The organism is Streptomyces malaysiensis subsp. samsunensis (assembly GCF_024519315.1).
GTDB classification, from domain to species: domain Bacteria; phylum Actinomycetota; class Actinomycetes; order Streptomycetales; family Streptomycetaceae; genus Streptomyces; species Streptomyces malaysiensis.
The window spans coordinates 62,387-80,638 of sequence record NZ_JANIIC010000020.1 but is presented as its reverse complement, the minus strand read 5'-3'; the positions used below and the strand labels follow the sequence as shown (position 1 = coordinate 80,638).

Genomic DNA, 18,252 nt, shown 5'->3' with positions numbered 1-18,252 from the left:
TCCGCCGAGTGGCAGCGGCTTCGCCCCTGGACCCCCGGGGGTCTGGCCCCCTGGACCCCGGGGATCTGGGGTGGAGCCCCGCCTTCCAGCCCCTCCGGCGCTTGAGGAGCGGGGTCTGGGGCGGAGCCCCAGTTTCGGGAAGGGGCGGGGAGGGGGAAGCACCGATATGCGGCTCCGCCGCGCGGCCCGCCGCAGGCGCCAAGCCCCGCCGGACACTCCGTAACTAGCGGCCGTCAGGCTCGGCCGCCACCGAGTCCGGTGCCGCCGACGAAACCGACTCCGTCGGTCTGGGCGGCCCGCCCAGGCCGTTCGCCGGACCCTGGCAGCCCTGCGCCGCCGCGATCCCCAGCGCCACCAGCAGCGTCACCACGACGAACACGGTCAGCCGCTGCCGCAGCAGCCGGGGGTTCGGCCCGCCGGAACGGCGTCCGTTCGGCGAGGTGCGGACGGGATGGGCCGGGCGCCCGGTACGCGCGGGTGGCCTCGGGCCGCCCCGGCGCTGTGCCGGGCGCGCGGGCGTGTTCCGCCCCGAGGGCCGCCCCGAGCCCCCGCCCGTAGCGGCTCCCGGTCGCGAGGACGGGGACCCGCCGCGCGGCGCGGGCGTCGTGCCGGGGCGCCGCTCCGTGTTCTGGTCGGCGTACGCCTCGGGGCGCCGCGCCGGGGGACGGCCGGCGCCGTAGCCCCCGCCGCCGGTCCCATGACCGTGCGCCTCGCGCGCCGCGATCTCCTTGAGCCGCAGCGACAGTTGCAGAGTGCTCGGCCGGTCCTCCGGGTCCTTCGCCAGACAGGCGTGGAGCAGCGGCGCCAGGGCGTCGGGGACGCCCAGCAACTGCGGCTCCTCGTGCACCACCCGGTACAGCATCACCTCGGAACTCCCGTGCCCGAACGGCGAGTCCGCCGTCGAGGCGTACGCGAGCGTGGCGCCCAGCGCGAAGACGTCGGTCGCCGGGGTGACCGCCGCGCCCCGCACCTGCTCGGGTGCGAGGAAGCCGGGCGAGCCGACCGCCGTGCCGACGTGGGTGAGGGTGCTGGCCCCGGTCGCCCAGGCGATGCCGAAGTCGATGATGCGCGGGCCCTTGGGGGAGAGCAGGATGTTGGAGGGCTTGAGGTCGCGGTGGACGACCCCCGCCTCATGGACCGCCAACAGCCCCTCCGCCAGCGCCGACCCGATCGAGGCGACCTGGGCGGCGGGCAGCGGGCCCTCCTCGTTCACCTTGTCGTGGAGGGAGGGGCCCGGTACGTACTGGGTGGCGAACCAGGGGCGGTCGGCCTCCAGATCGGCGGCCACCAGCCGGGCCGTACAGCCGCCGCGGATCCGCCGCGCCGCGGAGACCTCCCGGGCGAACCGCGACCGGAACTCCCGGTCCTCGGCGAGATCGGGCCGGATCACCTTCAGGGCCACCCGCTGCCCGCGCCGGTCGGAGCCGAGGTAGACCACCCCCATGCCGCCCGCGCCGAGCCGCCGGTGCAGGCGGAAGGAGCCGACGACACGCGGGTCCTCGCGCCGGAGCCGCATCATCGCCATGTCCGTCCCCTACCTCCGGTGGGGAGGCCCCTTCCCTCAGGGCCTGTCCGGAGTGGTGATCTGGGCTCGCGGGGCGTGGCACGCACGCTCGCGGCGTTGCCGAAATGCCCTGGTAGCTCCGCTACGAGGGTCTTCCGGCGCCTTGCGATCGCACGCACCACGCCCCGCTCCCTGATCCAGATCACCACTCCGGACAGGCCCTAACCCCTGGTGGGGAGCCCCATCCGCTGCCGTCTGCTTGCCGTTTGCCGCCGATCAGCCGTCGGATCGCCGCTGTTGCCCGTTGCCCTCCGTCTGACGTGCACAGCTTACGGATTGACGGCGCCGCGCGCTGAGAGGCCGCGCATGCGTCGGGCGATGGATTGTCAGTGGTGCCTGAGATCCTGGAGAAGTGGGCCGGAATCGTGGCAATCCGTCGCTCCGGTCCGCGCTGCGTGATCTCAAAAGGCCGTCTCCAAAGGGGGATTGAGACCGTGAAGGGTGATCGTGTGGAGATAGTCGTGGACGCGGGGGACACGACGCGGACGTATGAAGTGGTGGCCAGCAGAGCGGGCCGGAGGGTCGAGACCGCGGTCCGGCGGGGGGTCGTGGAAGTGAGCGAAGTCACCCGTAATGGGTCCGTGGTGCGGACGGCCCGCTTCATGGCCAATCGGGTTCTGGCACTGGTGGAGCAGCCGGTGCCGCGCGGCGAGCAGGGGGAGGGCGAGTGAGCAGGGCTGACACACGTTCGGAGGGGCACACTCCATGGGCTCCGGAGGGGCTCCGGAAGGATCTCTTCCCCGGACCCCTCCGGGAAGACCCCAAGGCATGAGGGCGCATCTCCACCCAGAGGAGTAGTCCACGCCTCCCGGGGTCATCCTCCGGGAGGCCCGGCAATCGATACGAAGGCATGACGCCGAGCACCGGGTTGCGCGCCTAATGTAGTCGTCAAGCGGCGGGCGCAGCACTCGTCCCCCGAGGTCAGACGCTCGCCGCCCCCAGATGTGACGGAGGAGGGACGATGGCGGACACGGCTGGACGCACGATCATCCGGACACGTCGTCGCGGGTCCGTGGACGCGGCGCTCGACGCGTTCGGCGGTCCGCAGACCGGCACCCGCCATCCTCTGGTCGCGGCGGCGATGGTGCTGCCGATGGCCATCCTCCTGACCGTCACCTTCGGCGGCTGGGATGCCGTCGTCACACAGGCGTCGTCCGTGGCGGGAATGCTGGGGCGCTAAGCGCTCCGGGCCCGGGAGAGCGGCCCGGGCCGGGGACTTCCGGCCATTAAACCCCGTGGGGACGGGGGTGCGGCGGACGGCACGAATGCCCGGACAGCTGGGGAGCTGTCCGGGCATCGCGCCTTTCAGAACCGATTTCGACCGCCATGAGCGCCCTCTGAAACGGGCGGCGTGCCTCGCCGGTTGGCGGCGCGCCGGCCCGCCCTCGCCGCGGTCAGGTCCTCGACCAGCCCAGGATGTATCGCCACTGGTCCCCATTTCTGACACTCTGTAGTGCGCTTGTGATGTTCAAGATGCTGGAAGGGGGACGCATGGTGGACGAGCAGAATAGGAACCATTGGCGGCAAGGCCCATACGACAGCACCGCCGGTCGGTACGTTGGTGAAGCCCTTGTTGTCCTGGCGGCGGCGCCGTTCGTCCAAGCAGTGGCCACCCACTTCGGCAATCGGCTGGCCGGCGCCGTAGATGAATCCACACGCAGTGCAGTACGCCGGTTCCTCCGACGTCAGGTGGAGGAACAGCGCGGCGGAGAGTCGACCAGGGCAAGGCGCCTTTTACTGCGTCCGGAAAACGACTGGGGAAAAATCATTGTGCCGCTGGATCTTCCCCCTGAGGGCCTTGCCCAACTTTTCGACCTTTGCGATGCGGGGCCGCCGGACGGCATTGGTTTTTGTCGTGTTTCCTGGGTGCGAGATGGATGGATCTGTGTCCCCCGCGTAAATCCTGAAGGCGCACTGTACCAGTGGGATGGCCAGGCGAAAGATTGGATCCCCGGCTGAGTGGAATTCCCCCGGCGGGGTCGGGTGCGCCTGCTCCGATCTCGGCGAGGATCGCCGTCACCTCGGCCTGTACATGATCCGTCGGACAGAGTCGAAACACGGGGTGCGCCCCCGGCCGTGGCCGAGGGCGCGCTGAGGGGCACTATGCCCCGTCTTCGACGGTCCGGATCCGGAGCGGAGAAGGAGCGCTCTGTCAGCGTCATGGCGCCACCTTCTTCTCCGCGGGGCTTCACCGCGCCGCTTCCGCCGTCTCGGCGCCTTCGGCGGCGCCCGGCGCGGCCCGCGGGGCATCGTCAGCAGCCGCACCGGGGCGATCCCGGAGGCCGAACGCGCTGATGAGCGCGGCGAGGGCGGCCGCGATGAGTGGGACGAGCAGGGCGGCGTGGTAGCCGTCGAGCAGGGCCTTGGGGGATCCGCCCTCAGCGGTGGCCGCGATGTTGACTGCGGTGACGGTGGACAGGCCGAGGGCGGCGCCGAACTGGAAGGCGGTGTAGAGGAGACCGCCCGTGAGTCCCTGCTCCTCCTCGTCGATCCCCTCGGTGGCGACGATGGTGAGCGGGCCGTAGGCCAGGGAGAACGCCAGGCCGAGGGTGATGAGGCTGGGGAACATCGCCGCGTACGTCCAGTCGTCGCCGACCGGCAGGAACAGGGCGTACGACAGCACGGCCAGCACCAGGCCGCCGAAGATGACCCGGGCGTTGCCGAAGCGGTTGACGAGTCTGGGGGTGAGGGTGGGGGAGAGCGCGGCGTCGATGCCGATCACCAGCCCGGCCGGAGTCATGAACGCGGCGGCGACCCCCGTCACAAACCGGGCGACGATCAGCGTGCTTCCATCTTCGGCGAAGCCGCCCAGACCGGAAAAGAGCAGGAACACGGTGAGCCAGAGCAGAAACGTCCGCCGGCGGCCGAAGAGGTCCGCCGCTCGTCCGCCCAGCAGCATGAACCCGCCGTAACCCACGACGTACGCGCTCATCACCCACTGGAGTTCACCGGTGGACATGCCCAGGTCGACACGGATCGACGGGAGGGCCACATTGAGCATGGCCACATCGATGCCCTCCAGGAAGATCGCGCCACACAGTACGAAGAGCACTCCCCAGGCGCGCCCGCTCAGGCGGGCGCCGTCGGGCTCCGGCGGTGGTGACATGGATGGCGTGGACACAGGACGCCTCCTCGAAGCGAAAGGGAAGGCAGGGGGAGGCAAGAGAGAACGAAGGCGTCGCGGGCGGCGGTTACCGAACCGCCGGGCAGTTCCCTCTTGTTACCGCCTCGATCCTGGGGCACCCTGAACGACCGTGGAAGAAGGCACTTTGAAGTCACCCAGTCACTGCACGGGAACCGATGACGACCAGGCCCGCCAGTGGGACACCCGGGAAGGCTGCGAGTTCCGTCAGATCCTCGACCGCGTGGCCGACAAGTGGTCGCTGCTCGTCATCGCCCTGCTCGACCGCCGTACCCTGCGCTTCACCGAACTGCGGCGCGAGATCGACGGGGTCAGTCAGCGCATGCTGACGGTGACACTGCGCCAACTGGAGCGCGACGACCGGGTGCACCGCACGGTGCACCCGGTCGTCCCGCCGCGCGTGGACTACCGGCTCACCCCGATGGGAGCGACGCTGCACCACACCATCCAGGCGCTCGTCGCCTGGACCGAGGACCACCAGGACAAGATCGCCGCCGCTCGCGCCGAATACGACCAGCGCGCAGGGGAGGCCCGGAGCGCGTAGACGGCGTATCGACGGGGTCCGGGCCGGGCCCGCTTCATACGCCCTCCTCCGACCGGGCCTTCCGCGCGGCCTCCTCGTAGGTGCGCAACAGCCGCTCCCCGGTCTCGCACCCGGCGCCGGGTGTCCGGCAGGCCGGGCAGCCCGCGGCGTGCTCGATGGCCGCACGCCACGCCTCGTCGGCGAACGGGTCCTTGGGCTCTTCGCCGGCGTGCGTCTCTTCGGCGGTGCGCGCGTCTTCGGTGGTGTGCGCGTCTTCGGTGCTGTGCTCGGGGTCCGTCATCGCGACCTGCCCTGGTCGAGGGCGCGGCGCCTGGCGGCGGCCCGCAGCACGGTGTCGTCGGTGTGTGGGTAGTTGCGGGCGTGCATGGGGCAGACGTAGCGGGTCGCCGCGGCGACACTGCCGGTGTGCTCGACGGGCACAGGGATCGGCTCGTCCGTGGGCAACTGGCACCGATGGCAGAGCTGACGGCCGTTCGGCTTCGGGCCGAGGACCTCCCAGGACGCCTGAGCCAGGGCCTCATGGAGCTGCCGGGTGTCGGTGAGATAGCGGTCGATGCGGTACGGCACCCGCCAGTAGGTGTCGTGGTCGCGAGTCCATGTCGCCGGAGGAATGCCGATGAGTGTCTTTTCGTCCACCAGCCGGGTGAGGACGTGGACCTGACGCACGCACCAGCTCTGGGCGGTGTTCACTTCGATCAGCCAGTACGCCTTGCCGTGGGTGCCGTCCTGTATGACGGCGCCGGAGCGGTCGCCGAGCAGCGATAGCGCGCGGTCGGCGACAGGGGCGGGCGCCGAGACGGCGTCCCACCATTCGCCCACCGGTAACGCCTCGATGTCTTCGGTCGGTGGTGCCCATGGCAAAGCATTGGTCGTCATGGTCTGCTCCGTGCACGGCAATGTGTTGACCGTCACAGAGTGCCGACATAGGAAGGCCCCGATGTCCCTAAGGTAGGGACGCTGGAGCCTTGACATTGTGTGTTCGGTTGGCTACACGCCGCTCCACTGGGCGAACTCACGCAGGGGTTCGGCCGCCCTCTGCCGGGCCCGCAGCAGCGTCCCGACCGTCTGGTGTACGTCGGGGTGGTAGCGGGTCAACTGCGGGGCCTGATCGCGCGCTTGCTGCAACGAGGCGAGAGCCTTGTCATGGCGGGCCGTCCAAGCCTCCGCGCTGGCGCGCCGGATCAGGAAGCCGGCCACCCGAGTCGGCTGGTACGAGTCGGGCAGTCGCACCTCGTCAGCGACGCGGACCGCGGTTTCGTAGTCGTCTTGGAACATCGCGACGTCCAGTCGCCCAAGATTGACGTTCAGCTCCCCGAACGCCAGGGCGTAGCGGGATCCTGGCGGGTCGTCGGCAGCGTCAGCGGCAGCACCGGCCTCCGCGAGTTCGTTGGCCTGGGCGAGCCAGTCCCCGGCGGCGGTGTGGTCCTTCTGTACCGCGGAGAGTGCCGAGGCGCGTAGGAGCAGGGTGCCCCGCACGGCCATGGTTGCCGGGTCGCCGTCGTCTTCCAGGTCGCGCAGGGCGCGCTTCATCAGGGCCACGCCGCGATCAGGCCGTGAGGTCTCGGCGTGGGTGATGACGGCCCGCTCGTACCTCTCGACGGCGACCTGACGCGGGTCGCCGGACTGTGGCGCCGCTACGGCCATGCGCGCCAGAGCGAGCCGGGCCAGGTCCATGTAGCCGAGCCGGTACGCGACGATCGCCGTTGTCCGCGCGATCTCGGCTTGAAGGTTGTGCGCTCGCTCGCGGTCCCTGCTCGGCACGGTGTACGTCTGTACGGCGAGAGCCGTATCGGTGATGAGTTCGGGCAGTGCCTCCGCCACCGCCCCGAACTCCCCCCGCGCGCGCCTCTTGGCGACGACCTTCGTGTCTGCCGCGATGTCGTCCAACGGGCGTAGCGGGAGATCGTCTTCGGGAGGAATGTCCCAGGCATCCAGGGCGCTGCTGATCGGCGCGAGCAGCCGGTCAAGCTGATCCTTCTGGAGCATGTGGATGTACGGCTGGCCGTGCAAGACGGACAGAGTGACTCCGAGTGCTTGGGCCACCGCCGCCAGAACGGACGGGCTGGCGGGCTGCTCGCCTGTCTCTACCCGGGAGAGCTGACTGGTGGAAACGTGGGCACGTCGGCCCAGCTCGGCGAGGGAGAAGTCTCGGATGAGGCGGAATTCGCGGATTCGGGCGCCGATGTGCTTGTCGCTGGTCTCGGGCATACTGACTCCCAATTGCGTGCTGACACTCGCAATGTACCCCTGGTCGGCTCCGGGGCGCCCTCGTTCGGCCCTCACTCCGGTGAGGGCCGACGTGTTTCCGGATCGGCGCGTTGCGGTGAACGCACCGGGACGTCGGGACTTCGGCGCCGTCGAAGACGGCCACGGCCCCGCACTCGGGTGACCGCCCGGCGCCAGGGGACCCGGACCCCCGGCGCCCCGCCCGGCAGCGGCTACGATCCCGGGGCAGCCGATGACAGGGGGGAGCCGTGAGCCGAACCGCGACGCAGCTCGCCACCGCCGTCCGCCGAGCCCGGCGTGACGCCACCGCCGAGGTGACCGTGCTGGCCGACCGCCCCGACGCCACCGTCGTCCGGTGCGGTCACGTCGTCGCCAAGGCACATCCGCCCGGTACGGACCCGGCCGAGCTGGCCGTCCGGCTCGGCGTCGCGGCGCACCCCCGGTGCGCGGGGATACTGCTGCCGCCGGTCGACGGCATGGCCCCGCTGCCCGACGGCCGGATGGTCACCCTTTGGCCGTACGGCGAACCCGTGGCGCCCGACGCGCCGGACGCCGCCCCATGGACCGAGGCGGGGAGCCTGCTGGCCCGGCTGCACGCGGTGCCGGTCGGCGAACTGCCGGGCCCGCTCCCGGCGATGGGCGGCCCGGCCAAGGTGGCCCGCGCCATCGCCCGGCTGCGGGCGGCGGCGCTCCCCGACACCGCGGCCACCAGGGCCGTACTGCGGGCCTGGGCCGGTCTGCCCGGCTGGGCGCGGGGCGTGGACCGCGCGGACGGCACGAACCACACGGATCGCCCGGACGGCACGAACCATACGAATCGCGCGGACGGCACGAACCATGCGAATCGCGCGGACGGCACGAACCATGCGGACCGCGCGGATCGCGGCGAGCGGCCCGAGGCCCGGGGCCTCTGTCACGGTGATCTCCACCTCGGCCAGCTCATCCGCCCCCGCGCCACCGACTGGCGGCTGATCGACATCGACGATCTCGGCCTGGGCGACCCGGCCTGGGACCTGGCGCGGCCCGCCGCCTGGTACGCGGCCGGGCTGCTCGCCCCCGAGGACTGGGAGCGGTTCCTCGGGGCGTACCGGGCCGCGGGCGGTTCCGCCGCGGGGCCGCGCGACCCCTGGCCGCGGCTGGATGTGCCGGCCCGCGCCCTCACCGTCCAGACCGCCGCGCTCGCGCTCGCCAAGGCGGCGGCCGCCGGGCGCGCGTTGGACGAGGCGGAGGAGGCGATGGTGGAGGCGTCGGTCCGCATCGCCCGCTTCATGGAGGCCGTAGGGTGAAGTCCACACGCACGAACGGACGTTCCGGCGTGCTTGCCCGAAGCATGAGGAGTTGAGCGGACCATGCAGTGTCCCAAGTGCCATGCGCCGATGCACACGTACAACCGCAACGGCGTGCAGATAGAGCAGTGCAGCGGCTGCCGGGGGATCTTTCTGGACTACGGGGAGCTGGAGGCGCTGACTCGCCTTGAGTCGCAGTGGACGCAAGCGGCGCCGCCCGCCCCGCCCGGCGCTCCACAGGCGTACCCGGCCGCACCCGCGTGGGGCGCCCCGCAGCACGGGCACTACGGCGGTCACCACGGACACCACAAGCGGGGCTTCGGGCACATGCTCTTCTCGTCCTGAGCGACTCCCCGAGCGACCCGCGCGACGTCCTGAGCGACCCGCGCGACGCCGCCCCGGGAAACGTGGGAAACGCCGGAGGGCCGGAGCTTTTCGCTCCGGCCCTCCGCCGATCGGTGTGGACGATACTGGGATTGAACCAGTGACCTCTTCCGTGTCAGGGAAGCGCTCTCCCGCTGAGCTAATCGTCCGCGGGACTGCGTGCGCGATACTGGGATTGAACCAGTGACCTCTTCCGTGTCAGGGAAGCGCTCTCCCGCTGAGCTAATCGCGCGGGGTGGACCTGATCCCGGAAGGGGCAGACCCGAGTGGACGATACTGGGATTGAACCAGTGACCTCTTCCGTGTCAGGGAAGCGCTCTCCCGCTGAGCTAATCGTCCGAGGTGGAGACGGGATTTGAACCCGTGTAGACGGCTTTGCAGGCCGTTGCCTCGCCTCTCGGCCACTCCACCAGCCGTGGGGATCGAAACCCCCACACCGAGCGGACGACGAGATTCGAACTCGCGACCCTCACCTTGGCAAGGTGATGCTCTACCAACTGAGCCACGTCCGCAGGTGTCGTTTCTCCGGGGCGCTTCCGCGTCCCGGCGACGTGTTGAACTCTAGCGGATTCCGGGGCCAGCTCAAATTCCGTTTCCGCAGCGTGCTGCGCTGCTCGCCCGCCGCGCTCCCTGCCGAGGCCGCCCTGACCTGGCCACCATAGACTCGCGACCGTGCCCGACCTGCCCCCGCTCGCCCGCTTCGGCGACCTGCTCGCCACCGATCTGCGCGAGGTGACCAGCGACCCGTCGGCCCTGGACACCCAGGGTTTCTGGGCCGTTGTCGCCGACTTCGAGGGCCGGCTGACCTGTGCCCGCTTCGGGGATGTACGGACCGAGCCCGTACCGCCTCCCGCGCCCGGCGGCTGGCGCGGCCCCGCGGCCGGGGAGTGGACCTCGTCACTGGACCGGGCCGCCTATACCGCGGGCGTGCGCGACATCCGGCGGCGCATCGCGACCGGCGAGGTCTACCAGGCCAACCTCTGCCGGGTGCTGTCCGCGCCGCTGCCCGATCCGGCCGCGGCCGATGTGGACGCGCTGACCAGGCTGCTGGCCCTGGGCAACCCGGCCCCGTACGCGGGCACCGTAAGGCTGCCCGCCCACGGGGTGGAGGTGGCCACGGCCTCGCCCGAGCTGTTCCTGCGGCGCTCCGGGCGCACCGTGGAGTCCGGCCCCATCAAGGGCACCGGCCGCGTCCCCGGGGACCTGCTGGAGAAGGACCACGCCGAGAACGTGATGATCGTGGACCTGGTCCGCAACGACCTGGGCCGGGTCTGCGCCACCGGCTCGGTGACCGTTCCGGCGCTCTGCGCCGTCGAACCGCACCCCGGTCTGGTCCACCTCGTCTCCACGGTGCGGGGCGAACTCGCCCCCGGCACCGGCTGGGCGGAGCTGCTCGCGGCCACCTTCCCGCCCGGATCGGTCACCGGCGCGCCCAAGTCCAGTGCGCTGCGCGTCATCGGGGAGCTGGAGACCGCACCCCGCGGCCCGTACTGCGGCGGTATCGGCTGGGTCGACGCCGACCGCGGCACCGGTGAGCTGGCGGTCGGGATACGGACCTTCTGGATCGACCGCGGCCCGGCCGGGGCCGTGCTGCGGTTCGGCACCGGAGCGGGCATCACCTGGGGCTCGGAGCCGCGGCGCGAATGGGACGAAACGGAACTGAAGGCCGCCCGGCTGCTCGCGGTAGCGTCGGGTGTACAGCAGCCGACGGGAAGGGCGACACGATGAAACCGGCCATCTGGCTCGATGGATCCCTCCGCGACGGGGACAGCGCCATGGTGTCCGTGTTCGACCATGGGCTCACGGTCGGCGACGGCGTCTTCGAGACCGTCAAGGCCACCGAGGGACAGCCCTTCGCCCTCACCCGCCATCTGCGGCGGCTGGCCCGCTCGGCCCGGGGCCTGGGGCTTCCCGAGCCGGACCTGGACGAGGTGCGGCGGGGCTGCGAAGAGGTTCTCAAGGCCCACCCCGTGCCGTTCGGACGGCTGAGGATCACCTACACCGGAGGGATCTCGCCACTCGGCTCCGACCGGGGCACGGCCGGGCCCACCCTGGTGGTGGCGCTGATCGAGGCGGCCCGCCGGCCCGACGCCACGGCCGTGATCACCGTCCCCTGGGCGCGCAACGAGCGCGGGGCGCTCACCGGCCTGAAGACCACCTCGTACGGCGAGAACGTGATCGCGCTCGCCCGCGCCCACGAGCACGGCGCCACCGAGGCCCTCTTCGGCAACACGGTCGGCGCGCTCTGCGAGGGCACCGGCACCAATGTCTTCGTGGTCCTCGACGGCCAGTTGCACACCCCGCCGCTCTCCTCCGGCTGCCTCGCCGGGATCACTCGCGCCCTGGTGCTGGAGTGGGTGGGCGCCAAGGAGACCGATCTGCCGCTGGAGGCGCTGCGCGGGGCCGAGGAGGTCTTCCTGACCTCCACGACCCGCGATGTACAGGCCGTGCACCGGGTGGACGACCACACCCTGCCCGGCGCCCCCGGCCCGGTCACCGCCGAGGCCCTGCGGATCTTCATCGAGCGGGCGGCCGCCGACATCGACCCCTGACCGGGCCGGTCGCGGCGGATCCGCGCGGCGGACCCGTACAGCGGCGGACCCGTACCAAGCGGGTCGCGGCGGATCCGTGCGAACAAACCGGGTGACGATCGCCCGGCGGGCAGGTAGAACACCTTCGTGACCACCACTTTGCGGCCCACCGTGCCCGAACAGCGGACCGACGGCGGCGGGCGTGCCCGCTCGTACGAGGTGTGCGTCAACAGCCGTCCCATCGGCTCCGTCCGCCTCGCCACCGACGCCCGCCTGGGCAGGGCGGCCGGGTGCATCGAGCGGCTCCACATCGACGAGGCCGAGCGGCACCGGGGCCGCGGCACGGTGGCCGCGCTCGCGGCCGAGGAGGTGCTGCGCGGCTGGGGCTGCACCCAGCTGGTGGTGAACGTCCCCGCGCAGGCCACGACCGCCCTCGGGCTCGCGTCCGCGCTTGGCTACCGCGAGCGCGGACGCAACATGCTCAAGCGGCTCACCGAGCCGCCCGAGCTGCCCGGGGACAGCGTGATCCGTCCCATGGCGGCGGCCGAGTACCCGGCGTGGCGCGCCAGGGAGCGGACCGGGTACATCGCCGATCTGCTGGAGCGCGGACTCAGCCAGGAGCAGGCCGAGACCAAGGCGGACACCGACTACGCCAGGCTGCTGCCGCAGGGCCCGGACACCCCCGGGGCCCTGCTGCGCATCCTCGCCCACGGCGGTACGGACCTGGGCACCCTCTGGCTCGCGCTGCGCCCGGGGGAGCCGGAGGCGGCCGAGGACGGGGAGGCGTACGTCTTCGCCGTCGAGGTCGCCGCGGAGCACCGCGGACATGGACACGGCCGCACCCTGATGCTGGGCGCCGAGCGCGAGAGCCTTGCGCACGGGGCGCACAGCCTGGGCCTGCGTGTCTTCGGCGGCAACACCCCGGCGCTGCGGCTGTACGAGTCGCTGGGCTACGAGCCGACCCAGTACGAGTTCTACAAGCCGCTGCTCTGAGGGCCCGGCGGGCCCCGGCCCGAGGCCCTTCCGGAGGCCCTTGGGACGGCTCGTACTTCCCGGCGTTCTTACGGGCGCCGGCTTTTCCGGTTTTCCGGCGGCCTTACGGGCGCTCGGCGATGAGGCGGACGGCGATCTCCTCGACGCGCTCCCGCAGCCCCTCCTGGCTCTTGCCGCCGTCGAGCCGTTCGCCGCCGATCACATACGTGGGGGTGCCGGTGACCCCGATCGCTTTGCCCTCGGCCTGGTCCGCGTCCACGATCAGGATGTGCCGCCCGTCCACCAGCGCGGTGTCCATCTCCTCGGCGTCCAGCCCCAGTTCCCGGGCCACCTCCACCAGCAGCGGCTCACCGCGCTTCCCGAGCTCCTCGGCGCGCTCCAGGACGGCCTCGACGAACGGCCAGCCGCGCCCCTGGGCGATGGCCTCCTCGGCCGCCTGGGCCGCCGCGTGGGCGTGCTGGTGGCGCTCCAGCGGGAAGTGGCGCAGCCGGATCTCCAGGGTGTCCTGGAACCGGTCGCGCAGCGCGCGCAGATCGGCCAGTGCGGTACGGCAGTCGGGGCACTGCAATTCGAACCAGACGTCGAGCACGGGGCGAGAGGAGGGGTCGGTGTGGCTCATGGGGTCAGTCTTCCAGCCCCTGGACCCTGGTCCGTACCCGGAGATGTCCCTGATCCCGGGCCCTGGCCATGGCCCGGTTCGCCTTACGGGGTGCACGATGGACATACCGGAAACCCAGTCGCGGGAGGAACGATGCTGACCGACACCGTATGTGCCGCGCTCTCCGCGGCCGGTCTGGGCATCGCCGGGCTGACCGCCTACCGCAAGCGGTTCCTGGCCGCGACCCGGATCGCCGCCTATGCCCTGATCCCGCTCGGCCTGGCGATGACCGGCGTCCTGGACTGGGTGGCCGACCTGGTCTTCAAGCCGAGTGTCTGGCTGGGCTTCGGTGTGCTCGGCGTCTCCTGGGCGCTGTTCATGATCAGCCGGGCGGTCGAGCGCCGCTCCGGCGGCACCCGTAAGGAGCGGCGCGCGGCGGCCGCGGCGGAACGGGCCGGGGTGTCCGCGGGGGCCTCGGAGCCCGCCCTGGGGCCCGGCCGGGGGGCCACCGGTGCCAAGGGGGCCGGAAAGCCGAAGGTCAAGGGCGGAACGAGCTCTGGCACAGATGACTTCTCGGACATCGAGGCGATACTCAAAAAGCACGGGATCTGACAAGCGACCGATCAAATAACGATCACTGGTCGCAGGCGGTGCCATGGCTAGGTCATGATCTCCGCGAGATGTTGCAATCACCGCCCGGGGAGCAATCCCCCATCGAAGGACCCCCAGTTCCGCCGAGCGACGAGACCCGTGGCTGTCTCTTCGCCCTCTCGCAGCCCCCGCTGATGCTGTTCCTGGCGTTCATCGGCACTCTGCTCGTCGGCACCGCCGTTCACGACCTCTACCGGTGGTGAGGCGGCGACCCGTCCGCTCCCCGACCGCCCGGCCCCGACCTCCCGGGCGTGGGCGGTCAGCTCGCGGCCTCGCGGCGCCGGGCGCGGTAGGCGGCGACATGCAGCCGGTTGCCGCAGGTGCGGCTGTCGCAGTAGCGCCGGGAGCGATTGCGGGACAGGTCCACGAAGGCGTGGCGGCAGTCCGGGGCCTCACAGCGGCGCAGCCGCTCCTGCTCGCCGCCCACCACCAGGAACGCCAGTGCCATGCCGCAGTCGGCGGTGAGGTGGTCGGCGAGCGAGGCACCGGGTGCGAAGTAGTGCACATGCCAGTCGTAGCCGTCGTGGTCGGTGAGCCGGGGGGTGGTGCCGGCCGCGGCGATCATCGTGTTGAGCAGTTCCGCGGTGCGGCGGGTGGCGCTTTCGCTCCCGGCCGTGGCGAAGACCTCGGCGAACCGGGCTCGTACGGCCCGGACGGCGATGAGGTCACGCTCCCCGAGCGTGCCGATGTCGCTGATCACATTGCGCTCGACGAACCGGCGGAGTGCGGCGACATCCGCGAGGCCGTCCCCCTCCGCGCCCTCGGGCGCGGTGTTCACCAGATCGACGACGGCGTCGAGCGAGCACCGGGTGTCGTGGTTGATCAGCACGATTGGCTCCCTGGCCGGCTGGGTCGGCGGCTGCCCCTGGGCGGCCCTCGATCTGCCCGACTCTAGTCCTGCCGGGCGCCGGGCGTTCACCAAGCGGCCGGGTGTTAACACGACGGTGCCGCCACCGCGGGCGGTGCCGCGGCGACGGCACCGTCGCCTGCCTCTGCCGTTGTCGGGATTGCCGTGGTCGGGATCTTCGGTACTGAAATGTTGCGCTCAGGCTTGCGCCGTCTCCCCGAGTCGGACGGCCGAGCGCTCAGCTCTCGCCGGGTCTCAGCTCTCCGCCAGGATGTGGGAGAGCTCTGTGTCGAGGTCGAAATGACGGTGTTCGGTACCGGGTGGCACCGCGGCGTCCGTTCGCTTCAGGAACGACTCCAGGGCCCGCGCCGGGGCTTCGAGCAGTGCCTCCCCCTCCGGGGAGCTCAGGGCGATGCAGACGACTCCCTGGCCGTGGCTGCGGGACGGCCACACGCGGACGTCGCCGGTGCCGGTGGGCCGGTGCAGACCCTCGGCGAGAAGATCGCGGGCGAACACCCATTCGACCGTCTCTTCGGCTCCGGTGTGGAAGGTGGCGTGCACGGCGTAAGGGTCGGCCGTGTCATACCGCAGGCCCGCGGGTACAGGCAGTGAGGATTCGCTCGACACAACGAGGCGCAGGTGCAGCTCGCAGCTGACCGTGGTGTTCATAAGCGCCAGGGCCTTTCGCTCAGTGTGCGCTCGGGGATTCGCACGTCGGCGAAATCGACATGCCACCTACGGTGCCGTTGTAAACCCCTCTGACCGTTTTGCGGCTCTTCTGGTAGCTCTTGCGGCCCAGCTCCGGGGTGGCCGCTACCGCCGTTCCGGTGACTTCGAAGGATCAGGTAAGTTGGGTCACATGAATGCGGAGAGTGACGAGCGGCAGGGGGCCACCGGCGCGCCTCAGGTCGCGGCGGGGGGCGATGCGTCGAAGCGGGAGCCGGTGTTGGGCTCCCGGGCGCCGCGGTTCATCAAGCGGTCGCGCACCCTCCACCTGAGCTGGCAGGTCGGCGTGTTCATCGTCGGCCTCGGGGTCGTGGGCGTGGGCATCGTCCTGCTGCCGCTGCCCGGGCCGGGGTGGCTGGTGATCTTCGCCGGAATGGCGATCTGGGCGACCGAGTTCGTCTGGGCCCAGCTGGTGCTGGCCTGGACCAAGCGCAAGGTCACCGAGGCGGCGCATCGTGCCCTGGACCCGAAGGTGCGCAGGCGCAATCTGATACTGACCTCGGTCGCGGTGGTGATCTGTGCCGTGGCGGTGTCGGTCTATGTGTGGAAGTTCGGCATCGTGATGCCGTGGAAGATCGAGCAGTGACCGGCCCCGGGTCGGAGGACTGGTCATGGGCACGGTTCGGCATGCGCTAATGTTGGGCGTGCGCCGGGGCGATTAGCTCAGCGGGAGAGCGCTTCGTTCACACCGAAGAGGTCACTGGTTCGATCCCAGTATCGCCCACCCTGGACCGAGGGCCCGGAAGGCATTTGCCTTCCGGGCCCTCGGCGTTGTCGCATGTCCGAAGGTGTCCGTCGATGGGTGGCCGACGGCGCCGCCCCAAGCGCTTTCGTTGAAGCGCTTCACCTCGTTCTGTGGCCGGTCCTGTCCGAACCGTTGACGGGCGCGGCGTTGGTCCTTCCGCCGCCCACGGTCACTCATGTCATGCACCTGCCCCCTCATGAAAGGTGAAGCGGACATGCCCCCGATCCCCCGACGCAACCTCCTCAAGGCCCCCGCCGTCACCGGCGCCGCCGCGCCGTTCTCCTGGCTGCTCGCCATCCCGACGACCGGACGTTCGCGCTGACCACCGCCGACGGCAAGCGGGTGCCCCTCCAGACCTGGGCCACCGCCTACTGGCCCGACGGCTCGCTCAAATGGACCGCGCACGCCACCGCTGTGCGCACCCCGGCCCAACTGGCCGCCGGACCCGCCGATCTGGCCCACGCCGAGGTCTTCGGCGGCCTCTTCGCCCCCGTCGACCGCTCCACCCCCGCCAAGGCGAGGATCGAGGACCGTCTTGAGCTCCTCTTCGACTACCACAAGAGCCAGGTCGAGCAGCGCCGTTGGTACGGCTTCTGGGACCACGGCGACATATGCACACCTACGACGGGGACCGGCACCAGCGGCGGTACGACATCGGAGGCTACGCCTGGGACAACTCCGAGCTCTCGCCCGACCTGTGGCTGCGGACCGGCGACATCATGCGCGCCCTGTCCATCGGCTTCGGCACCGACTGGAGCGGCCTCGCCGCGATCCAGAACCTGGCGCTCGTCGGCGACCAGCTGCCGGGGTAGCCACGCCGTCGCGGTCCGATGACACTTGAGGGCATGGACTGGTGCCATTACCGCTTCCGCAGCCGATGGGACCTCGATGCGCAGCCCGCCGCCGTCTTCGCGGTGCTGGCGGACGGCGCCGACTATCCGGGGTGGTGGCCCCAGGTCCGTGAGGTCCGGCGGATCGACGAGCGCAGCGGCGCCGCCCGCTTCCGCTCCCTCGTCCCGTACGACCTGTGGGTGATCGTCAGCGAGGCCCGCCAGGACCCGGCGGACAACGTGCTGGAGATCGGCTTCTCGGGAGATCTGGAGGGATGGGCGCGCTGGACGGTGCTGCCCCATGGGAACGGCACCCGCGCGCTCTTCGAACAGGAGGTGGTGGCGCGCAAGCCGCTGCTGCGCCGTCTCGCGCTCCCCGGCCGTCCCGTCTTCCGGGCCAACCACGCCCTGATGATGCGCTCGGGGCTGCGGGGGCTGCGGGCACATCTCGCCACGAAGCCCGCCCGGCCGTCCGGCCCTGCCTCCCCGCCCTACGGCGGAAATGCGGTTTGAACCAAACCCGCCGCGACCTGTATTGTTCAGGTCGTTCCGCCGGGGGAGACCCCGAAGAGGACACCCGGGCGATTAGCTCAGTGGGAGAGCGCTTCGTTCACACCGAAGAGGTCACTGGTTCGAACCCAGTATCGCCCACCACCACATGAGGCCGGGCCGCCAGCAGGCGGCCCGGCCTCATGGCTGTGCGCCGGTCGGTGTGCTTGTACGGCCAGGAGTTGGGTATCCGGATAAAACTTCCGTGGGTGACGATATGGAGGGGAACTCATGGCCGTAGCGACCGCAGCCGTCCTGGCCCTGGACTGCGCCGACCCCGAGGAACTCGCCGAGTTCTACGCCCGGGTGCTCGGCGCGGAGATCCAGCCGATGACCACCCCCGACCGGATCGAGATCGCCGCACCCGGCGGATCGCGCATGGCCTTCCTGCGGGACCATGGCTTCGCCCCGCCGAGCTGGCCACGGCCGGACGACTCCCAACAGGCCCATCTGGACCTGCTGGTGGACGACATCGACGCCGCGGAGCGCCAGGTGGTCGACCTGGGCGCCCGACCGCTGGACACCAAGCACAACGGTGGTCTGCGCGACACCCGGATCTACTCCGACCCGGCGGGCCACCCCTTCGCGCTCCGCCGGACCTGAGCGCCGGGCCGGCGAGACGACTGTGGCCGGGCC

The 18,252-nt window shown here is 71.1% G+C and carries 22 protein-coding genes, 7 tRNA genes and 1 pseudogene; 17 read left to right on the top strand and 13 right to left on the bottom strand.

The features are described 5' to 3' along the window. Positions 1-223 precede the first annotated feature (223 nt). Positions 224-1,525 carry a serine/threonine-protein kinase gene (locus NQU54_RS18780; protein WP_257632046.1) on the bottom strand — a complete coding sequence of 434 codons (1,302 nt, stop codon included), beginning with the start codon at positions 1,523-1,525 and terminating at the stop codon, positions 224-226. Positions 1,526-1,998: 473 nt separating this feature from the next. Between NQU54_RS18780 and NQU54_RS18775 the strand changes: the two genes are divergently transcribed. The 3 genes from NQU54_RS18775 to NQU54_RS18765 all read left to right on the top strand — a co-directional run bounded on the left by NQU54_RS18775 (position 1,999) and on the right by NQU54_RS18765 (position 3,523). Then, positions 1,999-2,235, top strand: a complete 237-nt coding sequence (locus NQU54_RS18775) for a DUF8836 family protein (RefSeq protein ID WP_257632045.1) — start codon at positions 1,999-2,001, stop codon at positions 2,233-2,235. A gap of 290 nt (positions 2,236-2,525) precedes the next feature. Further along, positions 2,526-2,744, top strand: coding sequence for a hypothetical protein (locus tag NQU54_RS18770; RefSeq protein WP_257632044.1), 219 nt, complete (start codon positions 2,526-2,528; stop codon positions 2,742-2,744). A 284-nt stretch (positions 2,745-3,028) separates the two neighbouring features. Beyond that, on the top strand, positions 3,029-3,523 hold the full coding sequence (locus NQU54_RS18765) for a hypothetical protein (RefSeq protein WP_257632043.1): 495 nt from the start codon (positions 3,029-3,031) through the stop codon (positions 3,521-3,523). 229 nt (positions 3,524-3,752) lie between these two features. On the opposite strand, the gene NQU54_RS18760 is transcribed toward NQU54_RS18765, so the two are convergent. Then, positions 3,753-4,670, bottom strand: a complete 918-nt coding sequence (locus NQU54_RS18760) for an MFS transporter (RefSeq protein ID WP_257632079.1) — start codon at positions 4,668-4,670, stop codon at positions 3,753-3,755. A gap of 163 nt (positions 4,671-4,833) precedes the next feature. Here NQU54_RS18760 and NQU54_RS18755 point away from each other — a divergent pair, with 163 nt between their 5' ends. Next, complete coding sequence (locus NQU54_RS18755) at positions 4,834-5,250, top strand: winged helix-turn-helix transcriptional regulator (RefSeq protein WP_257632042.1); 417 nt, start codon at positions 4,834-4,836, stop codon at positions 5,248-5,250. 34 nt (positions 5,251-5,284) lie between these two features. On the opposite strand, the gene NQU54_RS18750 is transcribed toward NQU54_RS18755, so the two are convergent. The 3 genes from NQU54_RS18750 to NQU54_RS18740 form a co-directional block, all read right to left on the bottom strand. Then, on the bottom strand, positions 5,285-5,530 hold the full coding sequence (locus NQU54_RS18750) for a hypothetical protein (protein WP_257632041.1): 246 nt from the start codon (positions 5,528-5,530) through the stop codon (positions 5,285-5,287). After that, positions 5,527-6,126 (bottom strand): hypothetical protein, encoded by a 600-nt coding sequence (locus tag NQU54_RS18745; RefSeq protein ID WP_257632040.1) that lies wholly within the window; start codon positions 6,124-6,126, stop codon positions 5,527-5,529. The genes NQU54_RS18750 and NQU54_RS18745 overlap by 4 nt, the downstream gene beginning before the upstream one ends. A 111-nt stretch (positions 6,127-6,237) precedes the next feature. Further along, the gene (locus NQU54_RS18740) at positions 6,238-7,458 is read right to left on the bottom strand and encodes a helix-turn-helix domain-containing protein (RefSeq protein ID WP_257632039.1); all 1,221 of its coding nucleotides are present in this window, start codon (positions 7,456-7,458) and stop codon (positions 6,238-6,240) included. A gap of 266 nt (positions 7,459-7,724) precedes the next feature. Here NQU54_RS18740 and NQU54_RS18735 point away from each other — a divergent pair, with 266 nt between their 5' ends. Both NQU54_RS18735 and NQU54_RS18730 read left to right on the top strand, forming a co-directional pair. Continuing rightward, positions 7,725-8,762, top strand: coding sequence for a phosphotransferase (locus tag NQU54_RS18735; RefSeq protein ID WP_372505935.1), 1,038 nt, complete (start codon positions 7,725-7,727; stop codon positions 8,760-8,762). Positions 8,763-8,825: 63 nt separating this feature from the next. Further along, on the top strand, positions 8,826-9,107 hold the full coding sequence (locus NQU54_RS18730) for a TFIIB-type zinc ribbon-containing protein (protein ID WP_069869738.1): 282 nt from the start codon (positions 8,826-8,828) through the stop codon (positions 9,105-9,107). Positions 9,108-9,223: 116 nt separating this feature from the next. Here NQU54_RS18730 and NQU54_RS18725 read toward each other — a convergent pair. The 5 genes from NQU54_RS18725 to NQU54_RS18705 all read right to left on the bottom strand — a co-directional run bounded on the left by NQU54_RS18725 (position 9,224) and on the right by NQU54_RS18705 (position 9,658). Further along, positions 9,224-9,295, bottom strand: a tRNA-Val gene (locus NQU54_RS18725). A gap of 11 nt (positions 9,296-9,306) precedes the next feature. Beyond that, positions 9,307-9,378, bottom strand: a tRNA-Val gene (locus tag NQU54_RS18720). 35 nt (positions 9,379-9,413) lie between these two features. Next, a tRNA-Val gene (locus NQU54_RS18715) sits at positions 9,414-9,485 on the bottom strand. A 1-nt stretch (position 9,486) separates the two neighbouring features. Next, a tRNA-Cys gene (locus NQU54_RS18710) sits at positions 9,487-9,557 on the bottom strand. 28 nt (positions 9,558-9,585) lie between these two features. Continuing rightward, positions 9,586-9,658 (bottom strand) — tRNA-Gly (locus NQU54_RS18705). A gap of 160 nt (positions 9,659-9,818) precedes the next feature. Here NQU54_RS18705 and NQU54_RS18700 point away from each other — a divergent pair. The 3 genes from NQU54_RS18700 (at position 9,819) to NQU54_RS18690 (ending at position 12,670) form a co-directional block, all read left to right on the top strand. After that, a complete protein-coding gene (locus NQU54_RS18700) occupies positions 9,819-10,874 on the top strand; it encodes a chorismate-binding protein (RefSeq protein ID WP_257632038.1) in 1,056 nt (351 codons plus the stop codon). Further along, a complete protein-coding gene (locus NQU54_RS18695; RefSeq protein WP_257632037.1) occupies positions 10,871-11,698 on the top strand; it encodes an aminotransferase class IV in 828 nt (275 codons plus the stop codon). Before NQU54_RS18700 ends, NQU54_RS18695 begins: the two co-directional genes overlap by 4 nt. Positions 11,699-11,824: 126 nt before the next feature. After that, positions 11,825-12,670 carry a GNAT family N-acetyltransferase gene (locus NQU54_RS18690; protein WP_257632036.1) on the top strand — a complete coding sequence of 282 codons (846 nt, stop codon included), beginning with the start codon at positions 11,825-11,827 and terminating at the stop codon, positions 12,668-12,670. Positions 12,671-12,773: 103 nt separating this feature from the next. On the opposite strand, the gene NQU54_RS18685 is transcribed toward NQU54_RS18690, so the two are convergent. Next, positions 12,774-13,289 carry a DsbA family protein gene (locus NQU54_RS18685; RefSeq protein ID WP_257632035.1) on the bottom strand — a complete coding sequence of 172 codons (516 nt, stop codon included), beginning with the start codon at positions 13,287-13,289 and terminating at the stop codon, positions 12,774-12,776. A 132-nt stretch (positions 13,290-13,421) separates the two neighbouring features. On the opposite strand from NQU54_RS18685, the gene NQU54_RS18680 reads away from it, so the two are divergent. Both NQU54_RS18680 and NQU54_RS18675 read left to right on the top strand, forming a co-directional pair. Further along, positions 13,422-13,880 carry a hypothetical protein gene (locus NQU54_RS18680; protein WP_079259634.1) on the top strand — a complete coding sequence of 153 codons (459 nt, stop codon included), beginning with the start codon at positions 13,422-13,424 and terminating at the stop codon, positions 13,878-13,880. A 68-nt stretch (positions 13,881-13,948) separates the two neighbouring features. Then, entirely contained in the window at positions 13,949-14,122 is a 174-nt protein-coding gene (locus tag NQU54_RS18675) for a hypothetical protein (protein WP_167459957.1), read from the top strand. Positions 14,123-14,178: 56 nt separating this feature from the next. Here the strand turns inward: NQU54_RS18675 and NQU54_RS18670 are convergent, their stop codons facing one another. Continuing rightward, complete coding sequence (locus NQU54_RS18670) at positions 14,179-14,748, bottom strand: CGNR zinc finger domain-containing protein (RefSeq protein ID WP_069869744.1); 570 nt, start codon at positions 14,746-14,748, stop codon at positions 14,179-14,181. A 273-nt stretch (positions 14,749-15,021) separates the two neighbouring features. Then, on the bottom strand, positions 15,022-15,435 hold the full coding sequence (locus NQU54_RS18665) for an SsgA family sporulation/cell division regulator (RefSeq protein WP_003959770.1): 414 nt from the start codon (positions 15,433-15,435) through the stop codon (positions 15,022-15,024). Positions 15,436-15,625: 190 nt separating this feature from the next. Here NQU54_RS18665 and NQU54_RS18660 point away from each other — a divergent pair, with 190 nt between their 5' ends. From NQU54_RS18660 to NQU54_RS18635, 6 genes and pseudogenes are all read left to right on the top strand, one after another. Beyond that, on the top strand, positions 15,626-16,078 hold the full coding sequence (locus NQU54_RS18660; RefSeq protein ID WP_102936813.1) for a TIGR02611 family protein: 453 nt from the start codon (positions 15,626-15,628) through the stop codon (positions 16,076-16,078). Positions 16,079-16,144: 66 nt separating this feature from the next. Further along, positions 16,145-16,216, top strand: a tRNA-Val gene (locus tag NQU54_RS18655). A 369-nt stretch (positions 16,217-16,585) separates the two neighbouring features. Continuing rightward, positions 16,586-16,941 (top strand): annotated as a pseudogene (locus NQU54_RS18650) (exo-rhamnogalacturonan lyase family protein); the annotation flags it as partial. A gap of 141 nt (positions 16,942-17,082) precedes the next feature. Then, entirely contained in the window at positions 17,083-17,580 is a 498-nt protein-coding gene (locus tag NQU54_RS18645) for an SRPBCC family protein (RefSeq protein ID WP_257632034.1), read from the top strand. Positions 17,581-17,646: 66 nt separating this feature from the next. Beyond that, positions 17,647-17,721, top strand: a tRNA-Val gene (locus NQU54_RS18640). 126 nt (positions 17,722-17,847) lie between these two features. Continuing rightward, positions 17,848-18,219 (top strand): VOC family protein, encoded by a 372-nt coding sequence (locus NQU54_RS18635; RefSeq protein WP_257632033.1) that lies wholly within the window; start codon positions 17,848-17,850, stop codon positions 18,217-18,219. Positions 18,220-18,252: the final 33 nt, after the last annotated feature.

What these genes read in the sequence shown, in the direction of transcription:
- NQU54_RS18780 (WP_257632046.1), bottom strand. Translation starts at nt 1,525, where the DNA reads ATGGCGATGATGCGGCTCCGGCGCGAGGACCCGCGTGTCGTCGGCTCC.
- NQU54_RS18770 (WP_257632044.1), top strand. Translation starts at nt 2,526, where the DNA reads ATGGCGGACACGGCTGGACGCACGATCATCCGGACACGTCGTCGCGGG.
- NQU54_RS18765 (WP_257632043.1), top strand. Translation starts at nt 3,029, where the DNA reads ATGTTCAAGATGCTGGAAGGGGGACGCATGGTGGACGAGCAGAATAGG.
- NQU54_RS18760 (WP_257632079.1), bottom strand. Translation starts at nt 4,670, where the DNA reads ATGTCACCACCGCCGGAGCCCGACGGCGCCCGCCTGAGCGGGCGCGCC.
- NQU54_RS18750 (WP_257632041.1), bottom strand. Translation starts at nt 5,530, where the DNA reads ATGACGGACCCCGAGCACAGCACCGAAGACGCGCACACCACCGAAGAC.
- NQU54_RS18745 (WP_257632040.1), bottom strand. Translation starts at nt 6,126, where the DNA reads ATGACGACCAATGCTTTGCCATGGGCACCACCGACCGAAGACATCGAG.
- NQU54_RS18740 (WP_257632039.1), bottom strand. Translation starts at nt 7,458, where the DNA reads ATGCCCGAGACCAGCGACAAGCACATCGGCGCCCGAATCCGCGAATTC.
- NQU54_RS18730 (WP_069869738.1), top strand. Translation starts at nt 8,826, where the DNA reads ATGCAGTGTCCCAAGTGCCATGCGCCGATGCACACGTACAACCGCAAC.
- NQU54_RS18695 (WP_257632037.1), top strand. Translation starts at nt 10,871, where the DNA reads ATGAAACCGGCCATCTGGCTCGATGGATCCCTCCGCGACGGGGACAGC.
- NQU54_RS18685 (WP_257632035.1), bottom strand. Translation starts at nt 13,289, where the DNA reads ATGAGCCACACCGACCCCTCCTCTCGCCCCGTGCTCGACGTCTGGTTC.
- NQU54_RS18680 (WP_079259634.1), top strand. Translation starts at nt 13,422, where the DNA reads ATGCTGACCGACACCGTATGTGCCGCGCTCTCCGCGGCCGGTCTGGGC.
- NQU54_RS18675 (WP_167459957.1), top strand. Translation starts at nt 13,949, where the DNA reads ATGTTGCAATCACCGCCCGGGGAGCAATCCCCCATCGAAGGACCCCCA.
- NQU54_RS18665 (WP_003959770.1), bottom strand. Translation starts at nt 15,435, where the DNA reads ATGAACACCACGGTCAGCTGCGAGCTGCACCTGCGCCTCGTTGTGTCG.
- NQU54_RS18660 (WP_102936813.1), top strand. Translation starts at nt 15,626, where the DNA reads ATGAATGCGGAGAGTGACGAGCGGCAGGGGGCCACCGGCGCGCCTCAG.
- NQU54_RS18645 (WP_257632034.1), top strand. Translation starts at nt 17,083, where the DNA reads ATGGACTGGTGCCATTACCGCTTCCGCAGCCGATGGGACCTCGATGCG.
- NQU54_RS18635 (WP_257632033.1), top strand. Translation starts at nt 17,848, where the DNA reads ATGGCCGTAGCGACCGCAGCCGTCCTGGCCCTGGACTGCGCCGACCCC.